General features: G+C 63.4%; 18 protein-coding genes. 12 read left to right on the top strand and 6 right to left on the bottom strand.

From position 1 onward, the window contains the following. The first annotated feature begins 15 nt into the window (after positions 1-15). Positions 16-696 carry a hypothetical protein gene (locus tag NKJ46_RS06215; protein WP_352663187.1) on the top strand — a complete coding sequence of 227 codons (681 nt, stop codon included), beginning with the start codon at positions 16-18 and terminating at the stop codon, positions 694-696. A 69-nt stretch (positions 697-765) separates the two neighbouring features. Here NKJ46_RS06215 and NKJ46_RS06210 read toward each other — a convergent pair whose 3' ends face one another. Beyond that, positions 766-1,218 (bottom strand): nucleoside deaminase, encoded by a 453-nt coding sequence (locus NKJ46_RS06210; RefSeq protein ID WP_352479909.1) that lies wholly within the window; start codon positions 1,216-1,218, stop codon positions 766-768. Between the two features lie 76 nt (positions 1,219-1,294). On the opposite strand from NKJ46_RS06210, the gene NKJ46_RS06205 reads away from it, so the two are divergent. The 5 genes from NKJ46_RS06205 to NKJ46_RS06185 all read left to right on the top strand — a co-directional run bounded on the left by NKJ46_RS06205 (position 1,295) and on the right by NKJ46_RS06185 (position 7,503). Next, positions 1,295-3,223, top strand: a complete 1,929-nt coding sequence (locus tag NKJ46_RS06205; RefSeq protein ID WP_352663185.1) for a pseudouridine synthase — start codon at positions 1,295-1,297, stop codon at positions 3,221-3,223. After that, the gene (gene rsmD / locus NKJ46_RS06200; protein ID WP_352663183.1) at positions 3,204-3,758 is read left to right on the top strand and encodes a 16S rRNA (guanine(966)-N(2))-methyltransferase RsmD; all 555 of its coding nucleotides are present in this window, start codon (positions 3,204-3,206) and stop codon (positions 3,756-3,758) included. Before NKJ46_RS06205 ends, rsmD begins: the two co-directional genes overlap by 20 nt. A gap of 97 nt (positions 3,759-3,855) precedes the next feature. Further along, positions 3,856-5,220: a M16 family metallopeptidase gene (locus tag NKJ46_RS06195; RefSeq protein ID WP_352663180.1), complete on the top strand. Its 1,365-nt coding sequence runs from the start codon at positions 3,856-3,858 to the stop codon at positions 5,218-5,220. A gap of 166 nt (positions 5,221-5,386) precedes the next feature. Beyond that, entirely contained in the window at positions 5,387-6,637 is a 1,251-nt protein-coding gene (locus NKJ46_RS06190) for a M16 family metallopeptidase (protein WP_502903362.1), read from the top strand. Next, complete coding sequence (locus tag NKJ46_RS06185) at positions 6,634-7,503, top strand: patatin-like phospholipase family protein (RefSeq protein WP_352663174.1); 870 nt, start codon at positions 6,634-6,636, stop codon at positions 7,501-7,503. The genes NKJ46_RS06190 and NKJ46_RS06185 overlap by 4 nt, the downstream gene beginning before the upstream one ends. 249 nt (positions 7,504-7,752) lie before the next feature. Here the strand turns inward: NKJ46_RS06185 and NKJ46_RS06180 are convergent, their stop codons facing one another. Further along, positions 7,753-8,649: an MBL fold metallo-hydrolase gene (locus tag NKJ46_RS06180; RefSeq protein WP_352663171.1), complete on the bottom strand. Its 897-nt coding sequence runs from the start codon at positions 8,647-8,649 to the stop codon at positions 7,753-7,755. A gap of 144 nt (positions 8,650-8,793) precedes the next feature. Between NKJ46_RS06180 and NKJ46_RS06175 the strand changes: the two genes are divergently transcribed. Further along, entirely contained in the window at positions 8,794-9,726 is a 933-nt protein-coding gene (locus NKJ46_RS06175; protein WP_352663168.1) for a LysR family transcriptional regulator, read from the top strand. A 144-nt stretch (positions 9,727-9,870) separates the two neighbouring features. Here NKJ46_RS06175 and NKJ46_RS06170 read toward each other — a convergent pair whose 3' ends face one another. Both NKJ46_RS06170 and NKJ46_RS06165 read right to left on the bottom strand, forming a co-directional pair. Next, complete coding sequence (locus NKJ46_RS06170; protein ID WP_352663165.1) at positions 9,871-10,410, bottom strand: dihydrofolate reductase family protein; 540 nt, start codon at positions 10,408-10,410, stop codon at positions 9,871-9,873. 223 nt (positions 10,411-10,633) lie between these two features. After that, positions 10,634-12,364, bottom strand: coding sequence for an adenylate/guanylate cyclase domain-containing protein (locus NKJ46_RS06165; protein WP_352663368.1), 1,731 nt, complete (start codon positions 12,362-12,364; stop codon positions 10,634-10,636). A gap of 454 nt (positions 12,365-12,818) precedes the next feature. On the opposite strand from NKJ46_RS06165, the gene NKJ46_RS06160 reads away from it, so the two are divergent. Continuing rightward, positions 12,819-13,718, top strand: coding sequence for an HNH endonuclease (locus tag NKJ46_RS06160; protein ID WP_352663162.1), 900 nt, complete (start codon positions 12,819-12,821; stop codon positions 13,716-13,718). 416 nt (positions 13,719-14,134) lie between these two features. Beyond that, positions 14,135-16,324: an adenylate/guanylate cyclase domain-containing protein gene (locus NKJ46_RS06155; protein WP_352663159.1), complete on the top strand. Its 2,190-nt coding sequence runs from the start codon at positions 14,135-14,137 to the stop codon at positions 16,322-16,324. 42 nt (positions 16,325-16,366) lie between these two features. On the opposite strand, the gene NKJ46_RS06150 is transcribed toward NKJ46_RS06155, so the two are convergent. Together NKJ46_RS06150 and NKJ46_RS06145 are read right to left on the bottom strand one after the other, a co-directional pair. Continuing rightward, the gene (locus tag NKJ46_RS06150; RefSeq protein WP_352663156.1) at positions 16,367-16,876 is read right to left on the bottom strand and encodes a YHS domain-containing (seleno)protein; all 510 of its coding nucleotides are present in this window, start codon (positions 16,874-16,876) and stop codon (positions 16,367-16,369) included. A 27-nt stretch (positions 16,877-16,903) separates the two neighbouring features. Then, positions 16,904-17,440, bottom strand: coding sequence for an ankyrin repeat domain-containing protein (locus tag NKJ46_RS06145; RefSeq protein WP_352663153.1), 537 nt, complete (start codon positions 17,438-17,440; stop codon positions 16,904-16,906). 816 nt (positions 17,441-18,256) lie between these two features. Here NKJ46_RS06145 and NKJ46_RS06140 point away from each other — a divergent pair. The 3 genes from NKJ46_RS06140 to NKJ46_RS06130 all read left to right on the top strand — a co-directional run bounded on the left by NKJ46_RS06140 (position 18,257) and on the right by NKJ46_RS06130 (position 22,291). After that, positions 18,257-19,708, top strand: coding sequence for a DUF6600 domain-containing protein (locus NKJ46_RS06140; protein ID WP_352663150.1), 1,452 nt, complete (start codon positions 18,257-18,259; stop codon positions 19,706-19,708). Between the two features lie 209 nt (positions 19,709-19,917). Next, positions 19,918-20,967, top strand: a complete 1,050-nt coding sequence (locus NKJ46_RS06135) for a LacI family DNA-binding transcriptional regulator (RefSeq protein WP_352663147.1) — start codon at positions 19,918-19,920, stop codon at positions 20,965-20,967. A 70-nt stretch (positions 20,968-21,037) separates the two neighbouring features. Continuing rightward, positions 21,038-22,291, top strand: a complete 1,254-nt coding sequence (locus NKJ46_RS06130) for an ABC transporter substrate-binding protein (protein ID WP_352663144.1) — start codon at positions 21,038-21,040, stop codon at positions 22,289-22,291. Positions 22,292-22,321: the final 30 nt, after the last annotated feature.

Below are 22,321 nucleotides of genomic sequence, written 5' to 3'. Positions count from 1 at the left end.
GTGGGACTTTTTGGCATGACCGAGAGAACTTACGCGCGCGTTGCGCTGCTGGCGCCGCTTGTCGTATCGGGCCTCGCTTTGTCCGGCTGCATGGGCTCGCCCACTTACGGAACCGACAAGACCGCGGGCGCGCAGCTTGCTGGCGACCTCACCGGGGCTTTTTCCTTCGCACCCAAGCGCAAGGATAGTATCGACTACAAGCCGCGCCCCACGCTGGTGAAGCCGGGGCCGGGGCAGAAGGAAGTCTTGCCGCCGCCGCAGGAAAGCATCGAGACGGCGAGTGCCGAATGGCCCGAATCGCCGGAGCAGCGCCGTGCCCGCCTGCGCGCCGATGCCACCTTGCATCAGGACGACCCGGCCTACCAGGCGCAGGTCATCGATGACGTGCAGACGGATCCGGCGTCGGTCAAGGCCGCGCTGAAGCAGTCGGGCTCGAGCCACCCGCCAGCCTGGACTCCGGCCGATTCGGACAAGAGCCGCGCCGCGGAAATCATGCGCCGCCGGGCTGAAGGCAAACAGGGCGACCCGACCACCCGTAGATATCTGAGCGAGCCGCCGGTGCAATACCGCGCTGCTGCCGCCACCGCGCCGCAGGGCGACCTCGGCGAGGACGAGTACAAGAAGGAACGCCGCCTCAAGAAGGAGGCGGCCGCCAAGAGCAAGAGCGGCGGCATGTTCGACTGGCTGCCCTGGTAGGCTGACGGCGCTAGAGGCGTTCTTGGCTGGCTGGATTGGCTGACTTGGATTTGGATCGTCGGCCGGAAATCAGGGTCCGCGTCGCTCCCGAAAAAAGTCTTTCAGCAGCGCTGCTGCAGCGTTTTCGGCCATGCCCGGATAGATGTCGGGCACATGGTGGCAGGTCGGTGACGTGAAGAAGCGAACGCCGTTGACCACTGCGCCGCCCTTCTCGTCGGCAGCGCCGAAATAGAGCCGGCGCAGCCTGGCGAAGGAGATGGCGCCGGCGCACATGGCACACGGCTCCAGCGTCACGTAGAGATCGTGGCCGCTGAGCCGCTCGCTGGAAAGCTTGCGGCAGGCCTCGCGGATCGCCAGCATCTCGGCATGGGCGGTGGGATCGGCAAACTCGCGCGTGCGGTTGCCGGCACTCGCAACGACCGTATCGCCGCCGACAACGACCGCGCCAACCGGCACCTCGCCACGCTGGGCGGCGGCTTCGGCTTCTTTAAGCGCCAGCGCCATGAAATCCTGCCGCTTCACGCGGTTTCCATTCCGATTATCTCCTCGCCACTAGAGCGCGATCCTGTTACTACCCGCGCAAACGAGCAAAGGCCACATGGACGACAAAAACAAGAAATTCCCGCGCAAGGCCGGCCCGAAGCCGGCAGGGCCGCGCGGTCGCGATAGCGCTCCCGGCAAGGGCGGCAAGCCGTCCTTCGGCGCCAAAAAACCCTACACTCCGCGCGGCGACCGGCCAGCAACTGCCGAAGGCGAACGGCCGAAGCGCGACTTCAAAGGTGGCGACCGGCCGTTCAGCAAAGGGCCGCGTCCGGAAGGCAAGCCTTATGAAAAGCGCGAGGGTCCACGCAAGCCTTATGCGCCGCGCGGCGACCGGCCAGCAACTGCCGAAGGCGAGCGGCCGAAGCGCGACTTCAAGGGCGGCGACAGGCCGTTCAGCAAAGGGCCGCGTCCGGAGGGCACGCCCTATGAAAAGCGCGAAGGTCCACGCAAGCCTTACGCACCGCGCGGCGACCGGCCAGCAGCTGCCGAAGGCGAGCGCGGCGAGAGGCGCTTCGACCGTCCCAAGCGTGACTTCGGCGATCGTCCTAAACGTGATTTTGGCGGCGATCGGCCCCATGGCGCACAAAGGGCAGAGGCGGCATCGGATGGTGGCTTCAAGCCGCGCCCGCGTCGCGTCGAGGCAACGGAAGAAGCCGGAGAACGCATTGCCAAGCGGCTGGCGCGTGCCGGCCTGGCCTCGCGCCGCGACGCCGAGGAACTGATTGCGGCCGGCCGCGTCAAGGTCAATGGCAAGATGTTGTCCTCGCCGGCCTTCAACGTCATGCCCGGCGACATCATCCATCTCGACGGCATGGAGATCCCACCGATCGAGCGCACCAGGCTGTTCCTGTTCCACAAGCCGGCCGGCGTGGTCACGACAAACCGCGATCCCGAAGGCCGCAAGACCGTCTTCGACGTGCTGCCGCCCGGGCTGCCGCGGCTGATGACCATCGGCCGGCTCGACATCAACACCGAAGGCCTGCTGCTGCTCACCAATGATGGCGGCCTGTCGCGCGTGCTCGAACTGCCGGCGACCGGCTGGTTGCGACGCTACCGCGTGCGCGTCCACGGCAAGGTCGAGGAAAGCGCACTCGCGGGGCTGCGCGAAGGCATTGCCGTCGACGGCGTCTTTTATGGTGCCATCGAAGCGACGCTCGACCGCGAGCAGGGCTCAAACGCCTGGCTGACACTCGGCCTGCGCGAGGGCAAGAACCGCGAGGTCAGGAACATCCTGGGCGCGCTCGGTCTCGACGTGACGCGGCTGATCCGCATTTCCTATGGGCCGTTCCAGCTCGACGATTTGCCGGAGGGGCATGTGCTGGAGATCAAGGGCCGCGTGCTGCGCGACCAGCTCGGCGAGCGCCTGGTCGAAGAGTCCGGCGCCAATTTCGATGCCGATATCGCCAAGCCGTTTTCCAACAAGCCGGTCAGGCGTGAGCGCGAGGAGGAGCCCGAGCGGCCGAAATTCACCCGCGACGGGGAACGCCGGCCGATCGGCGAGGGCGGCCTGATCAAGAACCGCAAGCGGCGCGAGGGCAGCCGCGACGAAGCGCTCGGCAAGCTGTCGACAAGCCCTGACAGGAGCTTTGGGCCGAAAAAGAGCTTTGGCGAGCGTGGCCCCAGACCTGAACGCAGCGACTTCGCGGACAAACCCCGTGGCGACAAACCTCGTGGCGGCTTCGGTGGGAAAAAATCCGAACGCGAGCAGCGGCCGATCGAACCGCCGGGCCAGCGCAAGGCCAATGTCTGGATGGCGCCGGGCGCACGGCCGATCGGCAAGGGCAGGGCAGAGGCAGACGCCGCCAAGGCGGCAGAAAACAAGGCGCGCAAGGCATCGTTCAAGCCGTCTTACGGCAAGCCCGGCGGCAAACCGCAAGGCGGCGATGCAAAGCCGTTCGGCAAACCGCGTGGCGAGCGCCCGGATAGTGGTGGCGACCGGCCGCGTGGCGGCCCGAAGGGAAGCAATGCGGATCGTCGGCGGTGAGTTTCGCGGGCGTCCGCTGGCGACGCCCCGCACTTTTGCCATCCGCCCGACCACCGACCGCACGCGTGAGGCGATCTTCAACGTGCTGGCGCATCGCTTTCCTGAAAAACTGGACGGCGCGCGCGTGCTCGACCTGTTCGCCGGCACCGGCGCGCTCGGCCTCGAAGCGCTGTCGCGCGGCGCCTCCTACGCTGTCTTCATCGAGGAATCCGCCGAAGGGCGCGGCCTGATCCGCACCAATGTCGAGGCCTTCGGCCTCACCGGCCGCACCAAGATATTCCGCCGCGACGCGACGGGCTTGGGCGAGGCGGGCACTATCGCCGCATTCGGCCTGGTCTTTGCCGATCCGCCCTATGGCAAGGGCCTTGGCGAACAAGCCTTGCGCTCCGCCAAGGCAGGCGGCTGGCTCGCCCCCGGCGCGCTCTGCGTCATCGAGGAAGCGGCGGCGGCGCCGTTCGAGGCAGGGCCGGGCTTTTCGGTTGTCGACGAGCGCAACTATGGCGAGACGGTCATCCGGTTCATCGAGGCCGCCTGAGTTCGGCTTCCGCGATGGCGCCTTCAAAATGACGAACAATTCGCTTTGCCTCGACCAGCAACCCCGCCTATCGTCCCACCACGAACCGGAGCCACCTATGACATTTCAGGCTGAATGGCTGCGCGGAACGCTCTTGGGGCTGGCCTTGGTGATTGCCGCGCCGGCTCTGGCGGATAACAATCCTGACGACGGCGTCGTCACCGATTTCCTGCTCGACAACGGCATGGAGGTCGTCGTCATCCCCGATCACCGCGCCCCGATCGTCACCCATATGGTCTGGTACAAGATCGGCAGCGCCGACGAGCCGCCGGGCAAGTCCGGCATTGCCCATTTCTTCGAGCACTTGATGTTCAAGGCGACCAGCAACCATGCGGCCGGCGAGCTCGACCGCGCCGTCGCTTCCATCGGCGGTTCGGACAACGCCTTCACCTCCTACGACTACACCGCCTTTCATGAGACGGTGGTGCCGCAGGCGCTGGAGCAAATGATGGGTTTCGAGGCCGATCGCATGCGCAATCTCATCCTCAACGACGACGTCATCAAGACCGAGCGCGACGTCATCCTCGAGGAGCGCCGCTCGCGCATCGATTCCAATCCGCAAGCGGTGCTCGACGAGGAGGTCGACGCCACGCTGTGGCAGAACCAGCCGTACCGCATTCCGGTCATCGGCTGGATGCAGGAGATGGAGAAGCTGAACCGCATCGACGCGATGGCTTTCTACAACAAATATTATACACCCAATAACGCCGTGCTGGTGGTGACCGGCGATGTCGAGCCGGAAACGGTCAAGGCGCTGGCCGAAAAGACCTATGGCAAGATCGCGCGCGGCCCGGATCTGCCGCCGCGCATCCGCCCGGTCGAGCCGGAGCAGAACACCAGGCGCACGGTGACGCTGACCGACGGGCGTGTCAGCGTGCCGAGCTTCACCACGCAATGGGTGGTTCCGTCCTATCACACGGCAAAGCCCGGCGAAGCCGAAGCGCTCGACGTGCTGTCCGAAATCCTCGGCGGCGGCAACCGCAGCCGGCTCTACCAGGAGCTTGTCGTCAGGCAAGGCATCGCCGCCGAGGCCGGCGCCTTCTTCCAGGGCACCATGCTCGACGACACCAATTTCACTGTCTATGGCGCGCCGCGCGGCGATGCCAAGCTTGCCGACATCAAAGCCGCGGTCGACGCCGAGATCGCCCGCATCGCGAAAGACGGCGTTACCAGCGACGAGCTGGAAAAATCCAAGGACCGTTTCGTACGCTCGATGATCTTTGCCCGCGACAAGCAGGAGGACATGGCCAACATCTACGGCTCGACGCTCGCCACCGGCGGCAACGTCCAGGACGTCCAGCAATGGCCGGACCGCATCCGCAAGGTCACCGCCGACCAGGTCAAGGCGGTCGCTGCCCGCTATCTCAATCTCGACCACGCAACCACCGGCTATCTTCTGCCGCAAACCCAGGCTGGGAATTGATGTGATGATGAGCCAGCATGGTCCCGCTCTGCCTTCTCCCCTCGTGGGCTCCTTCCCTTCTCCCAAAAGGGGAGAAGGGAAGCGCGCTCTCACCGGTCCTCTTCTAGCAACCCTGTTCCTCTCCCTTCTCTTCCTCATTCTGCCGGCGCTGTCGGCCCGCGCCGCCATGAACATCCAGGAGGTGACCTCGTCCAAGGGCATCACCGCCTGGCTGGTGGAGGATTATTCGGTGCCGATCGTCGCCATCCGCTTCGTCTTCGATGGCGGCGCGACGCAGGATCCGCCCGGCAAGGAAGGGCTTGCCAATCTGATGAGCGGCCTGTTCGACGAAGGTGCCGGCGACCTCGATAGCGAGGCCTTCCAGATCAAGCTCGACGATGTCGGCGCCGAGATGAGCTTCGATGCGCAGCGCGACGGCATCTACGGCTCGATGCGCATGCTGGCCGAGCAGCGCGACGGCGCGTTCGACCTGCTGCGGGTGGCGGTGAACCAGCCGCGCTTCGACCAGGTGCCGATCGACCGCATCCGCGCGCAGATCCTGTCCGGCATCATCGCCAACGAGCGCGATCCCGATACGCTCGCCCAACGCAAATGGCTGGACGCGATCTACGGCCGGCATCCCTACGCGCGGCCCGACCAGGGCACCAGGCAAAGCGTCGCGACGATCACGCCGGCCGATCTCAGCGCCTTCCACAAGGCGAATTTCGCCCGTGACGGCCTGCATGTCGCGGTGGTTGGCGCCATCGACGCCGAAACGCTGAAGCAGAAGCTCGACCTGGTGTTCGGCAGCCTGCCGGAAAAGCAGGCGCTGACGCCCGTTCCCGACATCGACCTGAAGCTCGGCCAGCAGCTCGAGGTCGTTTACGACCAGCCGCAGGCCTCGCTGCAACTCGCCTATCCCGGCGTGAAGCGGAATGCGCCGGATTTCTTCGCCGCGGTGCTGATGAACGAGATCCTCGGCGGCGGCACCTTCACCTCGCGGCTGTTCGATGAGGTGCGCGAAAAGCGCGGCCTGGCCTATAGCGTCAGCTCCGACCTCGTCGACCACGAGCACTCCGAGGCGCTGTCCATCACCACTTCGACCCGCGCCGACAGGGCGGCCGAGACGCTGGCCGTGGTGCGCGACGTGGTCAAGCGCATGGCCGAGGAGGGGCCGACCGAAGCCGAGCTGGCGGCGACCAAGAAATACATGATCGGCGCCTATGCCATCAACAATCTGAATTCCTCCGGCGCGATCGCCTCAACGCTGGTCGAGATCCAGCTCGGCAAGCTCGGCATCGACTACATGCAGCGCCGCGCCGCGCTGATAAACGCGGTGACACTGGACCAGGTCAAGGCAGCCGCGAAAAAGCTGCTCTCCGCCGAGCCGGCCATCATGGTGGTCGGGCCGAAGCTCGGCGCGGCCAACAAGGGATGAGCCCTAGCTTCGGCATCGCCTTTGGCGGCGGCGGCGCGCGCGGGCTGGCGCATATCCATGTCATCGAGGTGCTGGACGAGCTGGGCATCAGGCCGGCGGCAATCGCGGGTTCGTCGATCGGCGCCATCATGGGCGCCGGCATGGCCTCGGGCATGACCGGCAAGGACATCCACGACTACACGCGCTCGATCCTCGGCCGCCGCGCCGAAGTGGCGACGCGCATGTGGCGGGCGCGGCCCGGCACTTTTGCCGAGGCGGTGCAGGGTGGCCTGCGGGTCAGCCAGTTCAATGTCGAGCGCATCCTCAAGGCGTTCCTGCCCGACGCCATTCCCGAGACCTTCGCCGAATTGAAGATACCGCTGAAGGTGACGGCAACCGATTTCTATGGCCACCAGCTCGCGGTGCTCGACGAAGGCGAGCTGCATTCGGCGCTGGCCGCCTCGGCGGCGATCCCGGCGGTGTTCCGCCCGGTGATGCGCGACGGCAGGCTGCTGATCGATGGCGGCATCTACAATCCCGTGCCGTTCGACCTGATCGAGCTCGACGCCGACATCATCATTGCCGTCGACGTGGTCGGCGCGCCGAGCGAGGCGGGCCGCAAATTCCCGACCTCCGTCGACCTGATGTTCGGCGCCACCCAGCTTATGATGCAGTCGATCATCGCCAGCAAGCTGAACCAGAGTCGCCCCGATATTCTGATCCGGCCGGCGGTGTCGAAATACCGGGTGCTCGATTTCATGAAGGTCGAGGCGCTGATGGCCGAGACGGCGGCGATCAAGGACGAGCTGAAGCGCGAGATCGAAAAGGCGGTCGAAGCGCGCGCCAAAGCCGAAGCCAGCAAGCGCACCAACCGTCTCGGCGGATGATAGGCGTCAGGCGTCCGGCGTCAGCGCCCGCTGGACCATGAGCGTGTCGACATCAGGCGGGCAGGGGCGGTAAGATTGGGCGCGAAGGCCGGCGTTCCTTCGCGCCCCCCTCTGCCCTGCCGGGCATCTCCCCCACGAGGGGGGAGATTGGCTGTCATCGGCGCTTTCGCCTATCACCAGCGTTGCAGGATTGAGCGCCGAGGCTGAAGCTTCCGATCTCCCCCTCGAGGATCGAGATCGGCGCCGTTCTCAGCCCCACTTCATCTCGCCGGTGGCAACCTTGGAGCCGATGTCGAGCGCAACGCCCATGCCGAGGCCGGGAAAGCGGGCTTCCATGGCGCTCTTCAGCGCGGCAGCGTCCTTGGCCTTGGCCAGTTCTTCCTCGAAGGCGATGAGATAGGTCTTGGTGTGCTCGACGCCTGAAAGGTCCGTAGCGGCCTCAGGCGTCATGTGCCCGGGCACGACGATCGCCGGCTTGCGCGCCGCGATCTTTTCGAGATTGGCCAGCCAGGCGGCGCGCAGTTCCCTGGTCGGCGTATCGGCGGTCCAGACATGCACGCCAGCAAAGATCATCACCCCGCCGAACACCGCGTTCAGTGCCGGCACGAAGAGATAGCGCCGATTGGCGAGGCCCTCCGCGGCGACGATCTCGATGCTCTCGCCATCGACGCTGAGCGTCTTGCCGTCGAAAGCTTCGGGGATGACGACATCGGCGAGCGCCTGCGGGCCATTCTCCTTCAGCTGCGGCCCCCAAACGGCGAGTTTCTTTTCGACATTGCCGTTGATGGCGGCCACTGTCTCGGCTGCGGCAATCACCCGTGCCTGCGGGAACGCCTGCTTAATCGGCTTGAGGCCGAAATAATAGTCGGGGTCGGACTGGCTGACATAGATGGTGGTGAGCGTCTTGCCGGTCGCCTTGATCGCCTCGGCCACGGCTCGCCCGTCGGGGTAGGTGAAACCGCCGTCGATCAGCACGGCTTCAGTCGCCCCGGAGATCAGCACCGGCGCGCGGAAGAAGCCGTTTTGCCCGGCCGGAAAATGCTTCCAGGAAAGCCCGCCGGCCGCATGGCCGAACCCGGCGGGAGCAAAGACCGCGGCAGCGCCGGCGGCGAGGGTGGTTTTCATGATGGCTCTCCGTGTGAACATGGATGTCTCCTGGGAATGCGGTACTCGGCGGCGCGCAGCCTCGATGCCTGCAAGATGGCAAAAACGGAATGCGTATTGAAGGCCGACAAAATAGACGTAATGTATGCCATTGCCTGACAATGAGGGATCTGCCATGAGCGAAGCATGAACCTGAACCGGCTGGCCTATTTCGCGGCGGTGGTCGACGCCGGCTCGTTCACGCGGGCTGCCGAGCGGCTGGGCATCACCAAGGCGGTGGTCAGCCAGCAGGTGGCGCGGCTGGAGCGCGATGTCGGAACGACGCTGCTGATCCGCACGACGCGGCGCGTCCATCCGACCGAAGCCGGCCGGACATTCCATGCCCGCTGCCTGCAGGTCCTGCAGCAGGCCGAGGACGCCTTCAACGAGCTCGCGCAGGCGGCAGCAGAGCCGACCGGCACGCTGCGCATCGCCGCCTCCAACGACTACGGCACGTCGGCGGTGGTGCCGGTGGTCGCCGCCTTCAGCGCGCGCTATCCCGCCTGCCGGGTGGAGCTGACGCTGGGCGACGAGACGATCGACCTGGTTTCCGGCCACATCGACGTGGCCATCCGCGTCGGCTGGCTGGCCGATTCCAGCCTGCAGGCGCGGCGCATCGGCACCTTCCAACAGTTCATGGTATGCGGCGCCGGCTTTGCAGACCGGTTCACCGCCGGCGAACCGCAAGACCTTGCCGGGCTGCCCTTCGTCGCAAATATGGCGCTGCGCGAACCGCTGCTATGGCAATTTTCGCGCGGCGACAACGAGCAGCAGGCCGTGCGCATGCAGGCAACGATTTCGATCGACGCGACGCCGGCAGTGCTGGCGGCCGTCCGCGCCGGCGCCGGCCTGTCGGTGCTGCCGGACTTTTTGGTGCGGGACGACCTTGCCGCCGGGCGGCTGGTGCAGATCCTGCCCGAGTGGCGGCTGCCCTCCGGCGGCATCTACACAGTCTACCCCGCCGCCCGCTTCCGCCCGCCCAAGGTGACGAGGTTTGTCGAGATGCTGATTGCGGCCGTGCAGAAGGTGGAGGCAGGCGGGCGGGGGCTGATGGCCGAAGCTGCCAATCTCCCCCCTTGAGGGGGAGATGTCGCCGAAGGCGACAGAGGGGGTCGTCTCGCGTGATGCGCCAACCCCCACTATTGCAAAAGAGGAGCCGCGCCCGGTCAAACCGAACCCCTCTGGCCTGCCGGCCATCTCCCCCTCGAGGGGGGAGATCGGCTGTCACGACCCCAGCCCAGCCGCGTACTCCAGCGCCACCACGCCGTTGCTGAATTGCTTGGCGGAGATCAGCTCGAGCGGCAGTTGCGCGCCGGGCGGGAACAGCAGCTTGCCCTGGCCGACGGCACCGGGGTAGCTGAGCAGCCTGATGCGGTCGACCAGGCCGTGGCGCAGCAATTCCTGCGCGACGCTGAGGCTGCCATGCACATAGATGTTGCCGCCGCTGCCTTGCTTCAGCCCTCTGACCGCGTCCGGCAAGGCGCCCTGCAGCAGCTCTGCCGGCTGCCAGTCGAGCGCCGTCAAGCTGGTCGAGGCGATATATTTCGGCAGCGCGTTGAACCGGTCGGCGAAGTCTCCGGTCTCCTTGGGCCACGAGCCGGCAAAGATCTGATAGGTCGTGCGCCCCAAAAGCATGGCGCCGCTGTCGGCCAGCTCGTCGTCCTTGAATTTTTGCATCTCATCGTTCCAGGCGACGCTCGGCAGCTTCTCGACCTCGGCGATGCCATCGACGCTGATGAATTCGGTGACGATGAGTTTTCGCATGGCGGGTTCCTTTCTGCCGGAGGCGGGCGCGGGTCTTGTGCGAACTGCGCCGTCAACTAGCGCCGCGCTTTGTCAGGGGGAGGGGCTTTCCCCTTCAAAGACCGATACCGTGGGAAAAGCTTCTCCGGCCCGCCCGTCGTTCGGTCATGCCGCAAGGTCCGCTTCGGGTGGGGCCGGTCTTTTTGCCTGTCCCCGATTGGATCTGGTCGTAATCACGGGCTGCCTACAGCTTGGCAATACCGGCTTTCAGCAGTCCTTCGCGGACGTGCTGCACATCAGACTCCTGGGCATAGTGCAGGGTGGCGATAAATGAATCGAGGTCGAATTGGGGATCGAGCGTTCTGATCTTGCCCAGATGCGCCGCGGCCGCGATTTCGTCGCCGAGCCAGCCGTAGCAGGCAGCGGCGAAAGCGTGCTGAGCCGAGTCCATGGTCGACAGATGCATGAAAGCTTCGATCGCCTCGCCATACTGGCGCGCGGCGAAATGCGCCTTTCCCAGATGGCTCCAGAACCTCTCCGGGTGGTGCGGGTTCAACTGCATGGCCTTGCGGATCCATTCGATTCCCTCTTCCGGCCTCCCCAGCCACGTCAATAACTCGCCTTGCTGCACCACCACGAGGTCGTAATTGGGATTGAGGGCCAGTGCCCGCTCTTGATGGTAGCGCGCTGTGGTCAGCTCATTGTTGTTCACGTTCACTGCCGCGAGGATGCGGTGGACATCGGCATCGTTGTTGTCCAGCGCCAGCGCCCTGTCCAGCGCTGCCGAAATGTTGTTCCAGACGGCATCCCTGTCTTTGCACCAGTTATGGACCCAGGCCTGGCCAAGAATGCAGGCCCGCCAGGCATGGGCATGGGCATAATCGGGGTCGAGCGTGACGGCCCTTTCTATCAAGGTTTGCGCGCGTTCATTATCCGCAATCGTGCTTCGGTGATGCAGCACCTTGGCAGCAAGCACACATTCATACGCGGCCATGTTTGCAGGTTTCGCCCGCGCGAGCTGGTCCCGCTGAGCCGCCTCGACACGACCGGGCAGCGTGGCTGCGATCGCCGCCGTCACCTCATCCTGAATCGCGAATATGTCGTCCAGCTTCCGGTCATATTTGTCTGCCCAGATATGAGCGTCATTCGCCGTGTCGATGAGCTGAACCGTCACGCGCACCCTGTCGCCGATCTTGCGGACGCTTCCCTCCACCAGGTATTGGACGGCGAGTTTTTCGGCCACCTCGCGCACATTCACGGCGCGGTTCTTGTAGACGAAGGCGGAATTGCGCGAGATGACGAACAACTCATGGTGGCGAGACAATTCGGTGATGATGTCCTCGGTCAGTCCGTCCGCGAAAAATTCCTGCTCGGGGTCGCCGCTCATGTTGCTGAAAGGCAGCACCACTATCGAAGGTTTCGAGATGGATCGCTTTGCCTCGACTTCTGGCAGGGCAGGACTGTCAAACCCAACGCGATAGAGGCGAACCGGGCGGCTGATGTTCTTTAACGTCTTCTCGCCCAGGTCCTCCATGGCAATTTCGAGCCGGTCGGCAATTTGGGTCGCCACCGCTGCGGTCACGCAGATACCGCCGACGTCGGCGAGTTGCTCGATGCGCGAGGCAATATTGACGCCGTCGCCGAAAATATCATCATCGTCGAAAATGATGTCGCCGAGATTTATGCCGATCCTGAATTCGATACGCCGTTCTTGCGGCACATCCGAATTGCGGCGTTTCATGCGCTGTTGGATTTCCACGGCGCATTTCACGGCATCGGTCACGCTCTGGAACTCAACGAGCATGCCGTCCCCGGTGGTCTTGATGATCCGGCCCTTGTTCTTGGCGATGGCGGGATCGACCAGTTCTATGCGATGGGTCCGAAGACGTGCGAGCGTGCCGGATTCGTCGGCCTCCATTAGCCGACTGTAGCCCGCCATATCGGCAGCCAGAATTGCGGCTAGTCTCTGTTCCATCGCTGAACCAAGAACCAAGCCTACGCTTCCTGGGCTGCCAAATCCAGCACTTTGGGCTTGTGGCTGGAATCAAGAAGTCTTCCTACCGCAGCAGCAAGAAAGGGCGCCTTCCGCCTGGTGGCTGCGAACTCGATCGCATCAATCGCGGGAGGCGCCCCGATCCGCGCGCCAGACCACGCTCGGCAGCTTCTCGACCTCGGCGATCCCGTCGACGCTGATGAATACGGTGACGATGAGTTTTCGCATGGCGGGTTCCTTTTGGCGGGGGCGGATGGCGCTGGTCTTGTGCGAACTGCTCCGTCAACTAGCGCGGCACTTTTCAAGGGGAGGGCTTTCCCTATTCGCTCCCAAAGACCGATGCCGTGGGGAAAAGCTTCTCCGACCTGGACTAAGCTCCCAAGATCGGATTGGTATCTGAGGCAGATATCTCCAAAGAACGAATTGTAAAAAGATCATGGGATTCGGGGTCTTCATTCATCGGTCAGATTCGATCTACAACGACCGCCCCGCTGAGCAATACCAGTTTCCTAGCCAGTATCTGCGCCGCGTCGAAGCATGCGTCGGCGACTGGATTATCTACTACGAGCCAAGCAAAGTAGACGAGAGCCGCGGGTATTTCGCGGTGGCCAAGGTCCAATACGTCATCCCAGACCCCGCGAAGCCTGACATGTACCTCGCTCTGATTGAGCCCGGGACCTATCTCGACTTCGCCAATCCTGTTCCGTTCAACGGGGCGAATGGCATCGTGGAGAAGAGTGTACTCAACGAGGAAGGACGGATTTCCGGTCGCGCCCAATCTGCCGTCCGCCCAATCGGTCCAAGTGATTTCAATCGCATTATCGATCTCGGCCTGGACAACAGTGGGGCATTGCTCCCGCGCATTGATGAGATCGGCACGTCTTTCGGCTTTCAGGATGAGCAGGCGCCATTTGAGTTGGAGCTGAGCCGCGACCGCGTGAGTTACATTGGCTCGCGAATCGTACGGGATCGTATTTTCCGCCGCATCATCTTGCGGGCCTATGACGAACGCTGCGCGATTACGGGACTCAAGTTGATAAATGGTGGCGGGCGAGCAGAGGTTTCTGCCGCGCATATTCGACCGGTTGAAGCCAATGGACCCGATATCATCAACAATGGAATCGCACTGTCTGGTACAGCGCATTGGATGTTCGATCGCGGGTTGATCAGCCTATCCGACGATCTGGAAATCATGATCTCCCGGCAGGTTAACGACCTCGAGAGCGTGCAGGGATTTATAAACAAAACCGGTCGAGCACTTACGCCCAGTCGACATTTTGAACGCCCGCATCCTCATTTCCTACAATGGCACCGCGAGCACTGCTACAAGCAGTGAAAGCACCGTCGGCGTGGGAGTGTGTTGGTGGGCACTTCTGACTCGTCGGAGGCCTTCATTCTCTCGTTGCGAATGGCAGCAATGCGCCCAATATCGGCCGTCGGGATCAGTTTTGCTCTTCCTGCAAGCAGACAGACCGTGGGCCAGTCGTGTTTGCGCCTGATGTCGGCCGTAGGGCAAGCTTTGCCGTCGCCCGAAAGTCTGACGTCGGCGAATACGCTGTAGGTCGCGGTTGCACCATGAGCCGACATTCCGTCGAACATCACCTTTTCGGAATTCAAGGCGAACGCTCGTAGCCGATTTTGTAACGTACCTCATCGGAGAAACGGGTGTGGCTGCTAAGTGTGTATGGTCTTGCCATTGGGCTTTCCTTATAATTCTGCCCAGTGGAACAGGTTCAACATCTCGAACGGAAGTTGGTCGCTATCCTCGCCGCCGACGTGGTGGGGTACAGCCGGCTGATGGGGCTGGACGAGACGGGCACACTCTCGCGGCTCAAGGCGCTCCGGCGCGAATTCATCGAACCCGCGATCGAGGGCTATCATGGCCGCATCGTCAAGCTCATGGGCGACGGCGCTTTGGTCGCGTTCGAGAGCGTCGTCGATGCCGTAGCATGCGCCGTTGAAATCCAACGGGTCACCGCGCAGCAGAACCTCGGTCTTCCCGAAGATACCCGGATCGTGTTCCGCATCGGGATCAACCTTGGTGACGTGATCCCCGACAAGGACGACTTCTACGGCGACGGCGTCAACATCGCGGCCCGGTTGGAAGGACTGAGCGATCCTGGCGGCATCGTCATCTCGGGAACGGCCTACGATCAGGCTCACAACAAGCTCGGCCTGACCTTCAAGTCTCTCGGCGAACAGCGTCTCAAGAACATTCCAGAGCGGGTCCGCGCCTATCGGGTTCTGCTGGAACAGACCGCAGGAGCCAATAAGTCGCGCTCTCGGCGATGGCCTGTGATCGGCGCCACGGTGCTCGTTCTGGCTCTGATAGCGGGGATTGCGGTGATTCTCTGGCCGCAAGCGATTGCCCTGCTGCCCGGTCACGGTTCCACCCCGGTCGGTTCGTCGGTCGGCGAGCCCTCCATCGCCGTGCTGCCGTTTACGGATCTTAGCGAGAAGGCAGGCCAGGATTATTTTGCGGAAGGGCTCGCAGACGATCTCATCACCGATCTCTCGAAGATCTCGGGGCTCCTCGTCATCGCACGCAACTCCGCGTTCTCCTTCAAGGATCGATCCCTCGACGTCGACGAGATCGCGGCGCAGTTGAACGTCCGTTACGTGGTCGAGGGCAGCGTCCGGCGGGAGGAAGATCTAGTCCGCATCAATGTCCAGCTCATCGATGCCCAAACGGGGAGCAACATCTGGGCCGAGCGATACGACCGCGACTACTCCAGGATATTTGCACTTCAAGACGAAGTGATCGGGCGTATCGTTGAGGCACTTTCGGTGCGTCTGACGGAAGGCGAACGAGCACAGATTGCTCGCCTCCCCACGCGAAGCCTGGAGGCATACGATTTCTACACCCGAGCCGAGCAGAAGGTTTATGTGGTCGACAACAGGTCTCTCGGAGAGACCCTGTCCCTGTATCAAAAGGCGATCAAACTCGATCCTACGTTTGCAGATGCTTACTCGGGCTATGCCCGCGCCACGGTGGACGTGCTCGGCTTCGACTACCAGGTGCTCATGCTCAGCGCCGTCGCTCGCCAGCGCTCCTACGAAGCGGCAGGGCGGGCGCTGGAGCTCAATCCGCAATCTGCGCGCGCCTATGCCGTGCTCGGCATCCTGCAGATGCTGGACGGCGAATGGGACCAGGCGATCGCGTCGGTCCAGAAAGCCGTCGCGCTGGACCCGAATGGCGCGGAGGCGGAGCTCAATCGGGCGATCGTGCTGACCTACGCAGGACAGAACCTGGAGGCGCTGGCAGCGATGGAACGCGTGTTGCGGCTCGATCCCAAGCCGCGCGCTCAGGTCTTCGACTATTACGGCTTCGTGCTCTACATGAACCATCAGTACGAGAAGGCTTTGCAGGCGCTGAGCAAGGTCCAGCCGGGAGAGCGCAGCGACCTTGGTCTCGAAACGCTGGCCATGGCAAATGCGCGGCTTGGCCGCATGGCCGAGGCGCACGATGCGGCTGCAGCTATCCTGAAAGAGATACCCGAACAGAACCTCGCTGGTTATCGTGTCGTTTACGCCCACCATCGGCGGCAAGAGGACCTCGATCACCGGCTGGGCGCCCTTCGCGCCGCGGGGATTCCCGAGCGGAGCTTCGATTTTCGCGGGCGGGAGGAGGACCGCCTGGGTGCCGCCGCGATCCGAGCCCTAACGGGCGATCGGACATGGGTAGGACATCAACACAATGGCGCAGCCTTCGTCATGGAGCTGAGTGCAAATGGAGATGTCGCACTGAGCTCGCAAAGCAGCATCATCACCGGCACGTCCAGCGTGGATGGCGACCTCTTCTGCACGCAATCCACCGCGACCTTGCTCGGCCGCAAGTTCTGCGCCCCGGTCTATCGCAATCCCCAAGGGAGCAGCGATAAGCAGGACGAGTATGCTTGGCCGGACTCCGTCACAGTCTGGTATTTCTCGGTGTCTCCGTGACGGGCGCCATTCAACTTGCGGGCTCACGACATCGCGCCGGAGCTAGTTGGCGGCCGCTCTAGCCTCGAATTCCTTCGCCTCCACTGCGGGCCATTCGGCTTCCCCTTTCGCAATGACAGGCGCCGGGTTGGCATCGAAGTCTTCCTCCAGGCCCTCCTTTCCGGAGAACAGGAAGAGCTTGCCATTGACGATGCGGAAGGCTTCCGGGTCAAGGTTCGCGGATGCCTCCTTAACTGACATTCCCCCGGTGCAGAAGCCGCCGAACTGAGGGGCATAGCGCACCGGCTCGGAAACAAAGGCATCCCGGTGTTGGACGCTGGCGAAGTACCACGTTGCTCCGAGCCACTTCCTCGAGATCTTGGGCGAACCCATCGTCGCGCGACCGTCGGTGAAATATGCTACCGGATCATAACCCAGGATGGCGACATTGCCGAAGTATCCGGTGTTCACTCCGTCGCCGGCGTGGGATCCACCGGTGCCGAAGAGGAGGAAGGCGGCGGCTACTCCCGCGCAAAGCAAACTGTCAAACGTTCTGGAACGGTTCTCTGTCATGTTCTCCTCCAGTAGCCTTTCTCGATGTCAGTTGCCGAGGGCGATGCACACCTTGTACGACGACCCCATCGTTTCCTTGGGTTGGCATTTTGCGCCGTGCTTCTTGAGCAAAACCATCACGTCGGTGCTCTGATAGAATGTCGCGCGGCTGAGAGGCGTGTACCCGTATTCCTGGATTGCCTCGACCTGTGCGCCGTGCGAGATCAACAGCTCCGCGATGGCCGTCTGGTTCTCTTCTGCTGCCACATGCAGCGGCGTGATCTTGTGCGTGCTCAACGCGTCGACCTCGGCCCCGTGGTCGAGCAGCAATTTTGCTATGTCCAGGCTTCCTGAGTAGGCTGCCGCATGTAGCGCGGTGAAGCCGCGATCGTTGCGGGCTTCGATGTCCGCCTTGGCCCCGATCAACGCAATGGCGACCTCGGTCTTGCCGGCAAGCGCCGCATCGATCAGCGGGGTCTGACGGCTCTCGTCGCGATCGTTCACATTGGCGCCTTGTGCCAGGAGTTCGGCAACCTTTCCGGCGTCGCCCTCCCGAGCAGCGTCGTTGAGCGGCCCGGCCGTCACCGCACCGACGGCAAACCAAGAAATGAAAGCAACGACCAGAGCCCGACTGACAAGCCGAAGCCAACCGGTTTCGAAAAGCCTGACCCGGATCGGGAAGGCCCTCGGCAGCAACAATCGCCTGTAGACCGTCATCGTCTGACCCTCCGGGCGCGCTCGCCCGCGGATGGACGTGTATGAGATCAGTCTAATACATTTGGCGCAGCGGAGCCATAGGGTGTCCGGGTTATGCGCGAGTCGAAGTCGCGCGAGGCGCCCTGTGTCACCCCCGGCAGCGGGCTATCCGGGCACCAGCACCACGACCGCTAGAATGGCCATCAGCAGGCAGGCGGCCAGGCCGATCATATCGTGCTGCCGGAAGCGCCAGACGGCGTGGCGAGCATTAGGACGCCGATGACGGCGATTTAGAGTGGAACGAGGTTCATCCTTTAAAAGGGCAGCCCACCAGCCTTGCGCTTGTGCGTAGGCGCGAAGTTTAGTGTCAGCTTCTTGATGGGCGCGCTGGCAGTGTCGCTTGGGGAGAACCCTGTGTTTCCGTAGAAAAAGGCGATGTCGAACTGACCATCCTTCGCGAAAAAGGGGGCCGAATGTCTGGAATGGGTCAAACCCGGGGGCCGCCTAACCCAGGCAATGTCCGCTTATGCGCCTTTAGTTACCCAAAGTGGACCGACGGCTTCCGGCCCGATTGAGACGTCCACAAAGCTTCGTGCGATGCCAAGCCGCGCGCGAGCGGATGCGGGCAACGTCGGCAAAGTGGAACAATCCGGCAGCCGGCGGGTTTGTAGGATGAAGGGCGATCTGTTTCGGAGGAAGATTACGATGAAACGCGTCCTTGCCCACCATGCGGTGCGACTGATGCTCGGCGGCGTAACCGCCTGTCTGCTGACGGTCGCCCAAATTCCCAACCCGATTGCGCCATCGTCGCTCGTGTCCGAGGCAAGGGCTGCCACCACCGTTTCGATCAGCACATTCTACGAAGACCTGTCTTCCTATGGTGATTGGGTGTCGTATCACGGAGCGACCGTTTTCGTGCCGGTTGATGTACCTGACGGTTGGCGTCCGTATACCGTTGGACACTGGGCCTATACCGAGCAGTATGGCTGGCTGTGGATATCCGACGAGCCATTCGGCTGGGCGACGTACCATTACGGCCGGTGGGGCTATGCCGACGATATCGGCTGGTACTGGGTTCCAGGCACCCGTTGGGCGCCGGCTTGGGTGAGTTGGCGTCGTGACAGGGAGCATATGATTTGGGCTCCGCTGCCGCCGCGCCGCGATCCGGATTTGATTTCGATCGAGGTGACCTTCGACACGACGCCGGATTATTACTGGGTTGTGGTCCCCACCCGCGAATTCCTTGCTGCGGACATTTCTACCGTCGTCATCCGTGATGAGCCGGAGTTTGTGCGCATTGTCGAGGCGGCCGAGCCGGCCGGCGACGTGACGATCCAGAACAATGTGGTGATCAACAAAGTCATCGATGTTGATGTGATCGAGAAGGAGACGGACCAGAAGGTGACTGCCGTCAAGGTCAGCAAGACCGACGCACCCGAGCAGTCCGGCAAATTGAAAAACGATACGGTCACGGTCTTTCAAGGTGAGGTGAAAGCCGATGCCGATGCCAAACCAGCTAAGCTCAAAGACATCGAGGAGGTGAAGCAGGTTCAGGCTGGCCGCAAATCGAAGCCGACCGAAGGCGCAGCAACGACCGAGCAGGCCGAGCCGGAAAAAACCGCCAAGCCTGAGAAGCCGACGACCAAGGAGCAGCCCGCCGCCGGGCAGCAGCAGACCGAGCCCGAGCAGGCGGCCAAGCCTGAGAAGCCGAAGACCAAGGAGCAGCCGGCCGCAGAGCAGCAGGCCGAGCCTGGCAAGGCGGCCAAGCCTGAGAAGCCGAAGACCAAGAAGCAGCCCGCCGCCGAGCAGCAGCAGGCCGAGCCGGAACAGGCGGCCAAGCCTGAGAAGCCGAAGACCAAGAAGCAGCCCGCCGCCGACCAGCAGCAGGCCGAGCCGGAACAGGCGGCCAAGCCTGAGAAGCCGAAGTCCAAGAAGCAGCCCGCCGCCGAGCAGCAGGCCGAGCCCGAGCAGGCGGCCAAGCCTGAGAAGCCGAAGACCAGGAAGCAGCCCGCCGCCGAGCAGCAGCAAGTCGAGCCGGAACAGGCGGCCAAGCCTGAAAAGCCGAAGGCCAAGGAGCAGCCCGCCGAGCCGGAACAGGCGGCCAAGCCACAGAAACAGAAAAACAAGGCGTGCGATCCGCAGACTGAGAGTTGCTAGCCGTACGGGTAGACTGCGGCACCGCGATTATTCGATCGCGGTGCCCGCTGAACGGCCATTCCCCCCTTGCAATCCCCACATCCTTCGTCCTAATCTCCCTGAGAAAACCTTTTCCCAACCGCCCTCGTAGCTGCTGACCTCACCAATCAGCACTCCGCAGGGCCATAAGAGAAAAGCTTTTCTCAATGGGGAGGATCGATATCCAAATCATGGCGTCCGATGCGCAGCCAACGCCTGTCAAGCAGCCCGTCACTCTCCGTGAGGTGGCAGCCATTGCTGGCGTCAGCGTTGCCACGGCGTCGAAAGCGCTGAACGGGCAGGGGCGGATGACGGCCGAGACGCGAACCCGGATTCGCGAGACGGCGCAGCGGCTTGGCTTTCGCCCGAACAGCCTGGCGCAGAGCCTGCTCAGGCGGCGCTCCTTTACCGTCGGGCTGTTGACCAACGACACCTATGGCCGCTTTTCGCTGCCGCTGATGGCCGGCGTTTCCGATGCGCTGGTCGATGCCGGCGTCTCGGTGTTTTTGTGCAATGTCGAGGACGACCCGCGCCTTGCCCAGCTGCATGTCGATGCCATGCTCGACAAGCGCGTCGACGGCATCATCGCCACTGGCAAGCGCATCGACCGCCACCTGCCGGTCGACCTCGCCAATCTCGGCATTCCGGCGATCTACGCCTTCACCGAGCCCGATCCCAATGCCATCGCTTTTGTCTCTGACGATGCCGGCGGGGCGCGGCTGGCGGTCGAGCATTTTTGCCGGCTTGGACGCCGGCGCATCGCCCATGTCAGCGGTCCCGCGAGCTTTGCCGTGGTGCATGCGCGGGCCGAAGCCTATCGCGAGGTGCTGGCCGAAAACGGCCTGCCGGTCATGGAACCGCTGCTCGGCCCGTGGTCGGAGGCCTGGGGCCACGAGGCGGTCAGAAAACTGTTCGACGGCGACGACGGCACGCGCGAAAAGCCCGATGCGGTGTTTTGCGGTAACGACCAGATCGCGCGCGGCGTCATCGATGCCTTGCGTGAGCGCGGTATCGGCGTGCCGGACGAGGTCGGCGTCATCGGCTTCGACAATTGGCAGATCGTGGCCGAGGCGACCCGGCCGCCGCTGACCTCGGTCGACATGAACCTGGCCGCGCTCGGCCGCGAGGCCGGCCTTGCCTTGCTTTCGCTCGTCGGCGGCGAACCCGCTTTGCCGGGCATCAGAAAACTGCCGTGCCGGCTGGTGGTGCGTCAGTCATGCGGCCGTCCGCCGGACGGCTGAACGAAACGGGCCGTGTCGATAGTCACCCGCTTGGGGGCGCGGCTGAATTAAAACCATGTGGAGGAGAAGCATGAGAACCACCATTACCGGGCTCGCCATCGCCGCGAGCATTCTGGGCACGCTGGCAACAGCCGGCTCGGCCGCCGCCGACACCGCCAACATCTGGGTTCGCGCCGACGGCTCGAACTTCATGCCGCGCATTGTCGATGCCTTCAACAAGGGGCATCAGAACCAGATCAAGCTCGACATCATCCCCAATGCCGAGATCATCCCGAAATACGGCGCAGCCGCCGCCGGCGGCACCGCGCCCGATGCGCTCTCGCTCGACCTGATCTACACGCCGTCCTTCGCCGCCGCCGGCCAGCTCGAAGACATCACCGACTGGGCGAAATCGTTGCCTTATTTCGCCAGCCTGTCGCCGGCGCATGTCAAGACCGGCACCTATAAGGGCCGCATCTACGGGCTGCCGTTCTCGGCCGATAGCTCGGTGCTGATCTGGAACAAGAAGCTGTTCAAGCAGGCCGGCCTCGATCCGGAAAAAGGCCCGACCAACTGGGCCGAGATCGAAGCCGACGCCGAAAAGGTCAACGCGCTCGGCGGCGACATCAAGGGCTTCTACTTCTCCGGCAATTGCGGCGGCTGCAACATCTTCACGTTCACGCCGCTGATCTGGGCCTCGGGCGGCGATATCCTGACCGAGGACGGCTCCAAGGCGACGCTGGATACGCCGCAGATGCGCGGCGCCATCGACCTCTACCGTTCGATGGTCAAGAAGGACCTGGTGCCATCAGGCGCGCAGACCGACACCGGCTCCAACTTCTTTGCCGCCTTCGCCACCGGCAATATCGGCATCTCGCCGTCCGGCGCCTTCGCCATCGGCGCGCTCAACACGCAATATCCCGATATCGACTACGGCATCACCTTCCTGCCCGGCAAGGATGGCGGCTGGTCGTCGTTTGCCGGCGGTGACAATTTCGTCGTCACCAAGGGCACCACCAAGGTCGCGGTGGTGAAGGAGTTCCTCGACTTCGCCTATTCGCTCGAAGGCCAGACCATCCTGGCGAAGTACGGCAGTCTGCCGGTGCGCGGCGACATCGCCAATGAGGCGCTGAAGGACCTCGACCCGCGCTACAAGGTCGCCGCCGAAGCCATGTCCAAGGGCCGCACGCCCTATTCGGTGGTGTTCAACGATCTGATCAACTCGGCCAACGGGCCGTGGAACCAGATGATGAACGAGGTCTTCTTCGGTGAAGACGTCGACGGCGCCATCGCCAACGCGCAGGAGACCATGCAGTCGATCATCGATTCGGCGCCGCAGAAGTAAAGCGCCCACCTCCCCCTCGAGGGGAGGTCG

The sequence above is a fragment of the Mesorhizobium sp. M0166 genome (genome assembly GCF_040322255.1).
Classification (GTDB): domain Bacteria; phylum Pseudomonadota; class Alphaproteobacteria; order Rhizobiales; family Rhizobiaceae; genus Mesorhizobium.
This window is presented reverse-complemented; position numbering and strand designations above follow the sequence as displayed.

Coding starts and splice junctions, on each gene's coding strand:
- NKJ46_RS06215 (WP_352663187.1), top strand. CDS start 16: ATGACCGAGAGAACTTACGCGCGCGTTGCGCTGCTGGCGCCGCTTGTC.
- NKJ46_RS06205 (WP_352663185.1), top strand. CDS start 1,295: ATGGACGACAAAAACAAGAAATTCCCGCGCAAGGCCGGCCCGAAGCCG.
- rsmD (WP_352663183.1), top strand. CDS start 3,204: ATGCGGATCGTCGGCGGTGAGTTTCGCGGGCGTCCGCTGGCGACGCCC.
- NKJ46_RS06195 (WP_352663180.1), top strand. CDS start 3,856: ATGACATTTCAGGCTGAATGGCTGCGCGGAACGCTCTTGGGGCTGGCC.
- NKJ46_RS06190 (WP_502903362.1), top strand. CDS start 5,387: ATGAACATCCAGGAGGTGACCTCGTCCAAGGGCATCACCGCCTGGCTG.
- NKJ46_RS06185 (WP_352663174.1), top strand. CDS start 6,634: ATGAGCCCTAGCTTCGGCATCGCCTTTGGCGGCGGCGGCGCGCGCGGG.
- NKJ46_RS06180 (WP_352663171.1), bottom strand. CDS start 8,649: ATGTTCACACGGAGAGCCATCATGAAAACCACCCTCGCCGCCGGCGCT.
- NKJ46_RS06175 (WP_352663168.1), top strand. CDS start 8,794: ATGAACCTGAACCGGCTGGCCTATTTCGCGGCGGTGGTCGACGCCGGC.
- NKJ46_RS06170 (WP_352663165.1), bottom strand. CDS start 10,410: ATGCGAAAACTCATCGTCACCGAATTCATCAGCGTCGATGGCATCGCC.
- NKJ46_RS06165 (WP_352663368.1), bottom strand. CDS start 12,364: ATGGAACAGAGACTAGCCGCAATTCTGGCTGCCGATATGGCGGGCTAC.
- NKJ46_RS06160 (WP_352663162.1), top strand. CDS start 12,819: ATGGGATTCGGGGTCTTCATTCATCGGTCAGATTCGATCTACAACGAC.
- NKJ46_RS06150 (WP_352663156.1), bottom strand. CDS start 16,876: ATGACAGAGAACCGTTCCAGAACGTTTGACAGTTTGCTTTGCGCGGGA.
- NKJ46_RS06140 (WP_352663150.1), top strand. CDS start 18,257: ATGAAACGCGTCCTTGCCCACCATGCGGTGCGACTGATGCTCGGCGGC.
- NKJ46_RS06135 (WP_352663147.1), top strand. CDS start 19,918: ATGGCGTCCGATGCGCAGCCAACGCCTGTCAAGCAGCCCGTCACTCTC.
- NKJ46_RS06130 (WP_352663144.1), top strand. CDS start 21,038: ATGAGAACCACCATTACCGGGCTCGCCATCGCCGCGAGCATTCTGGGC.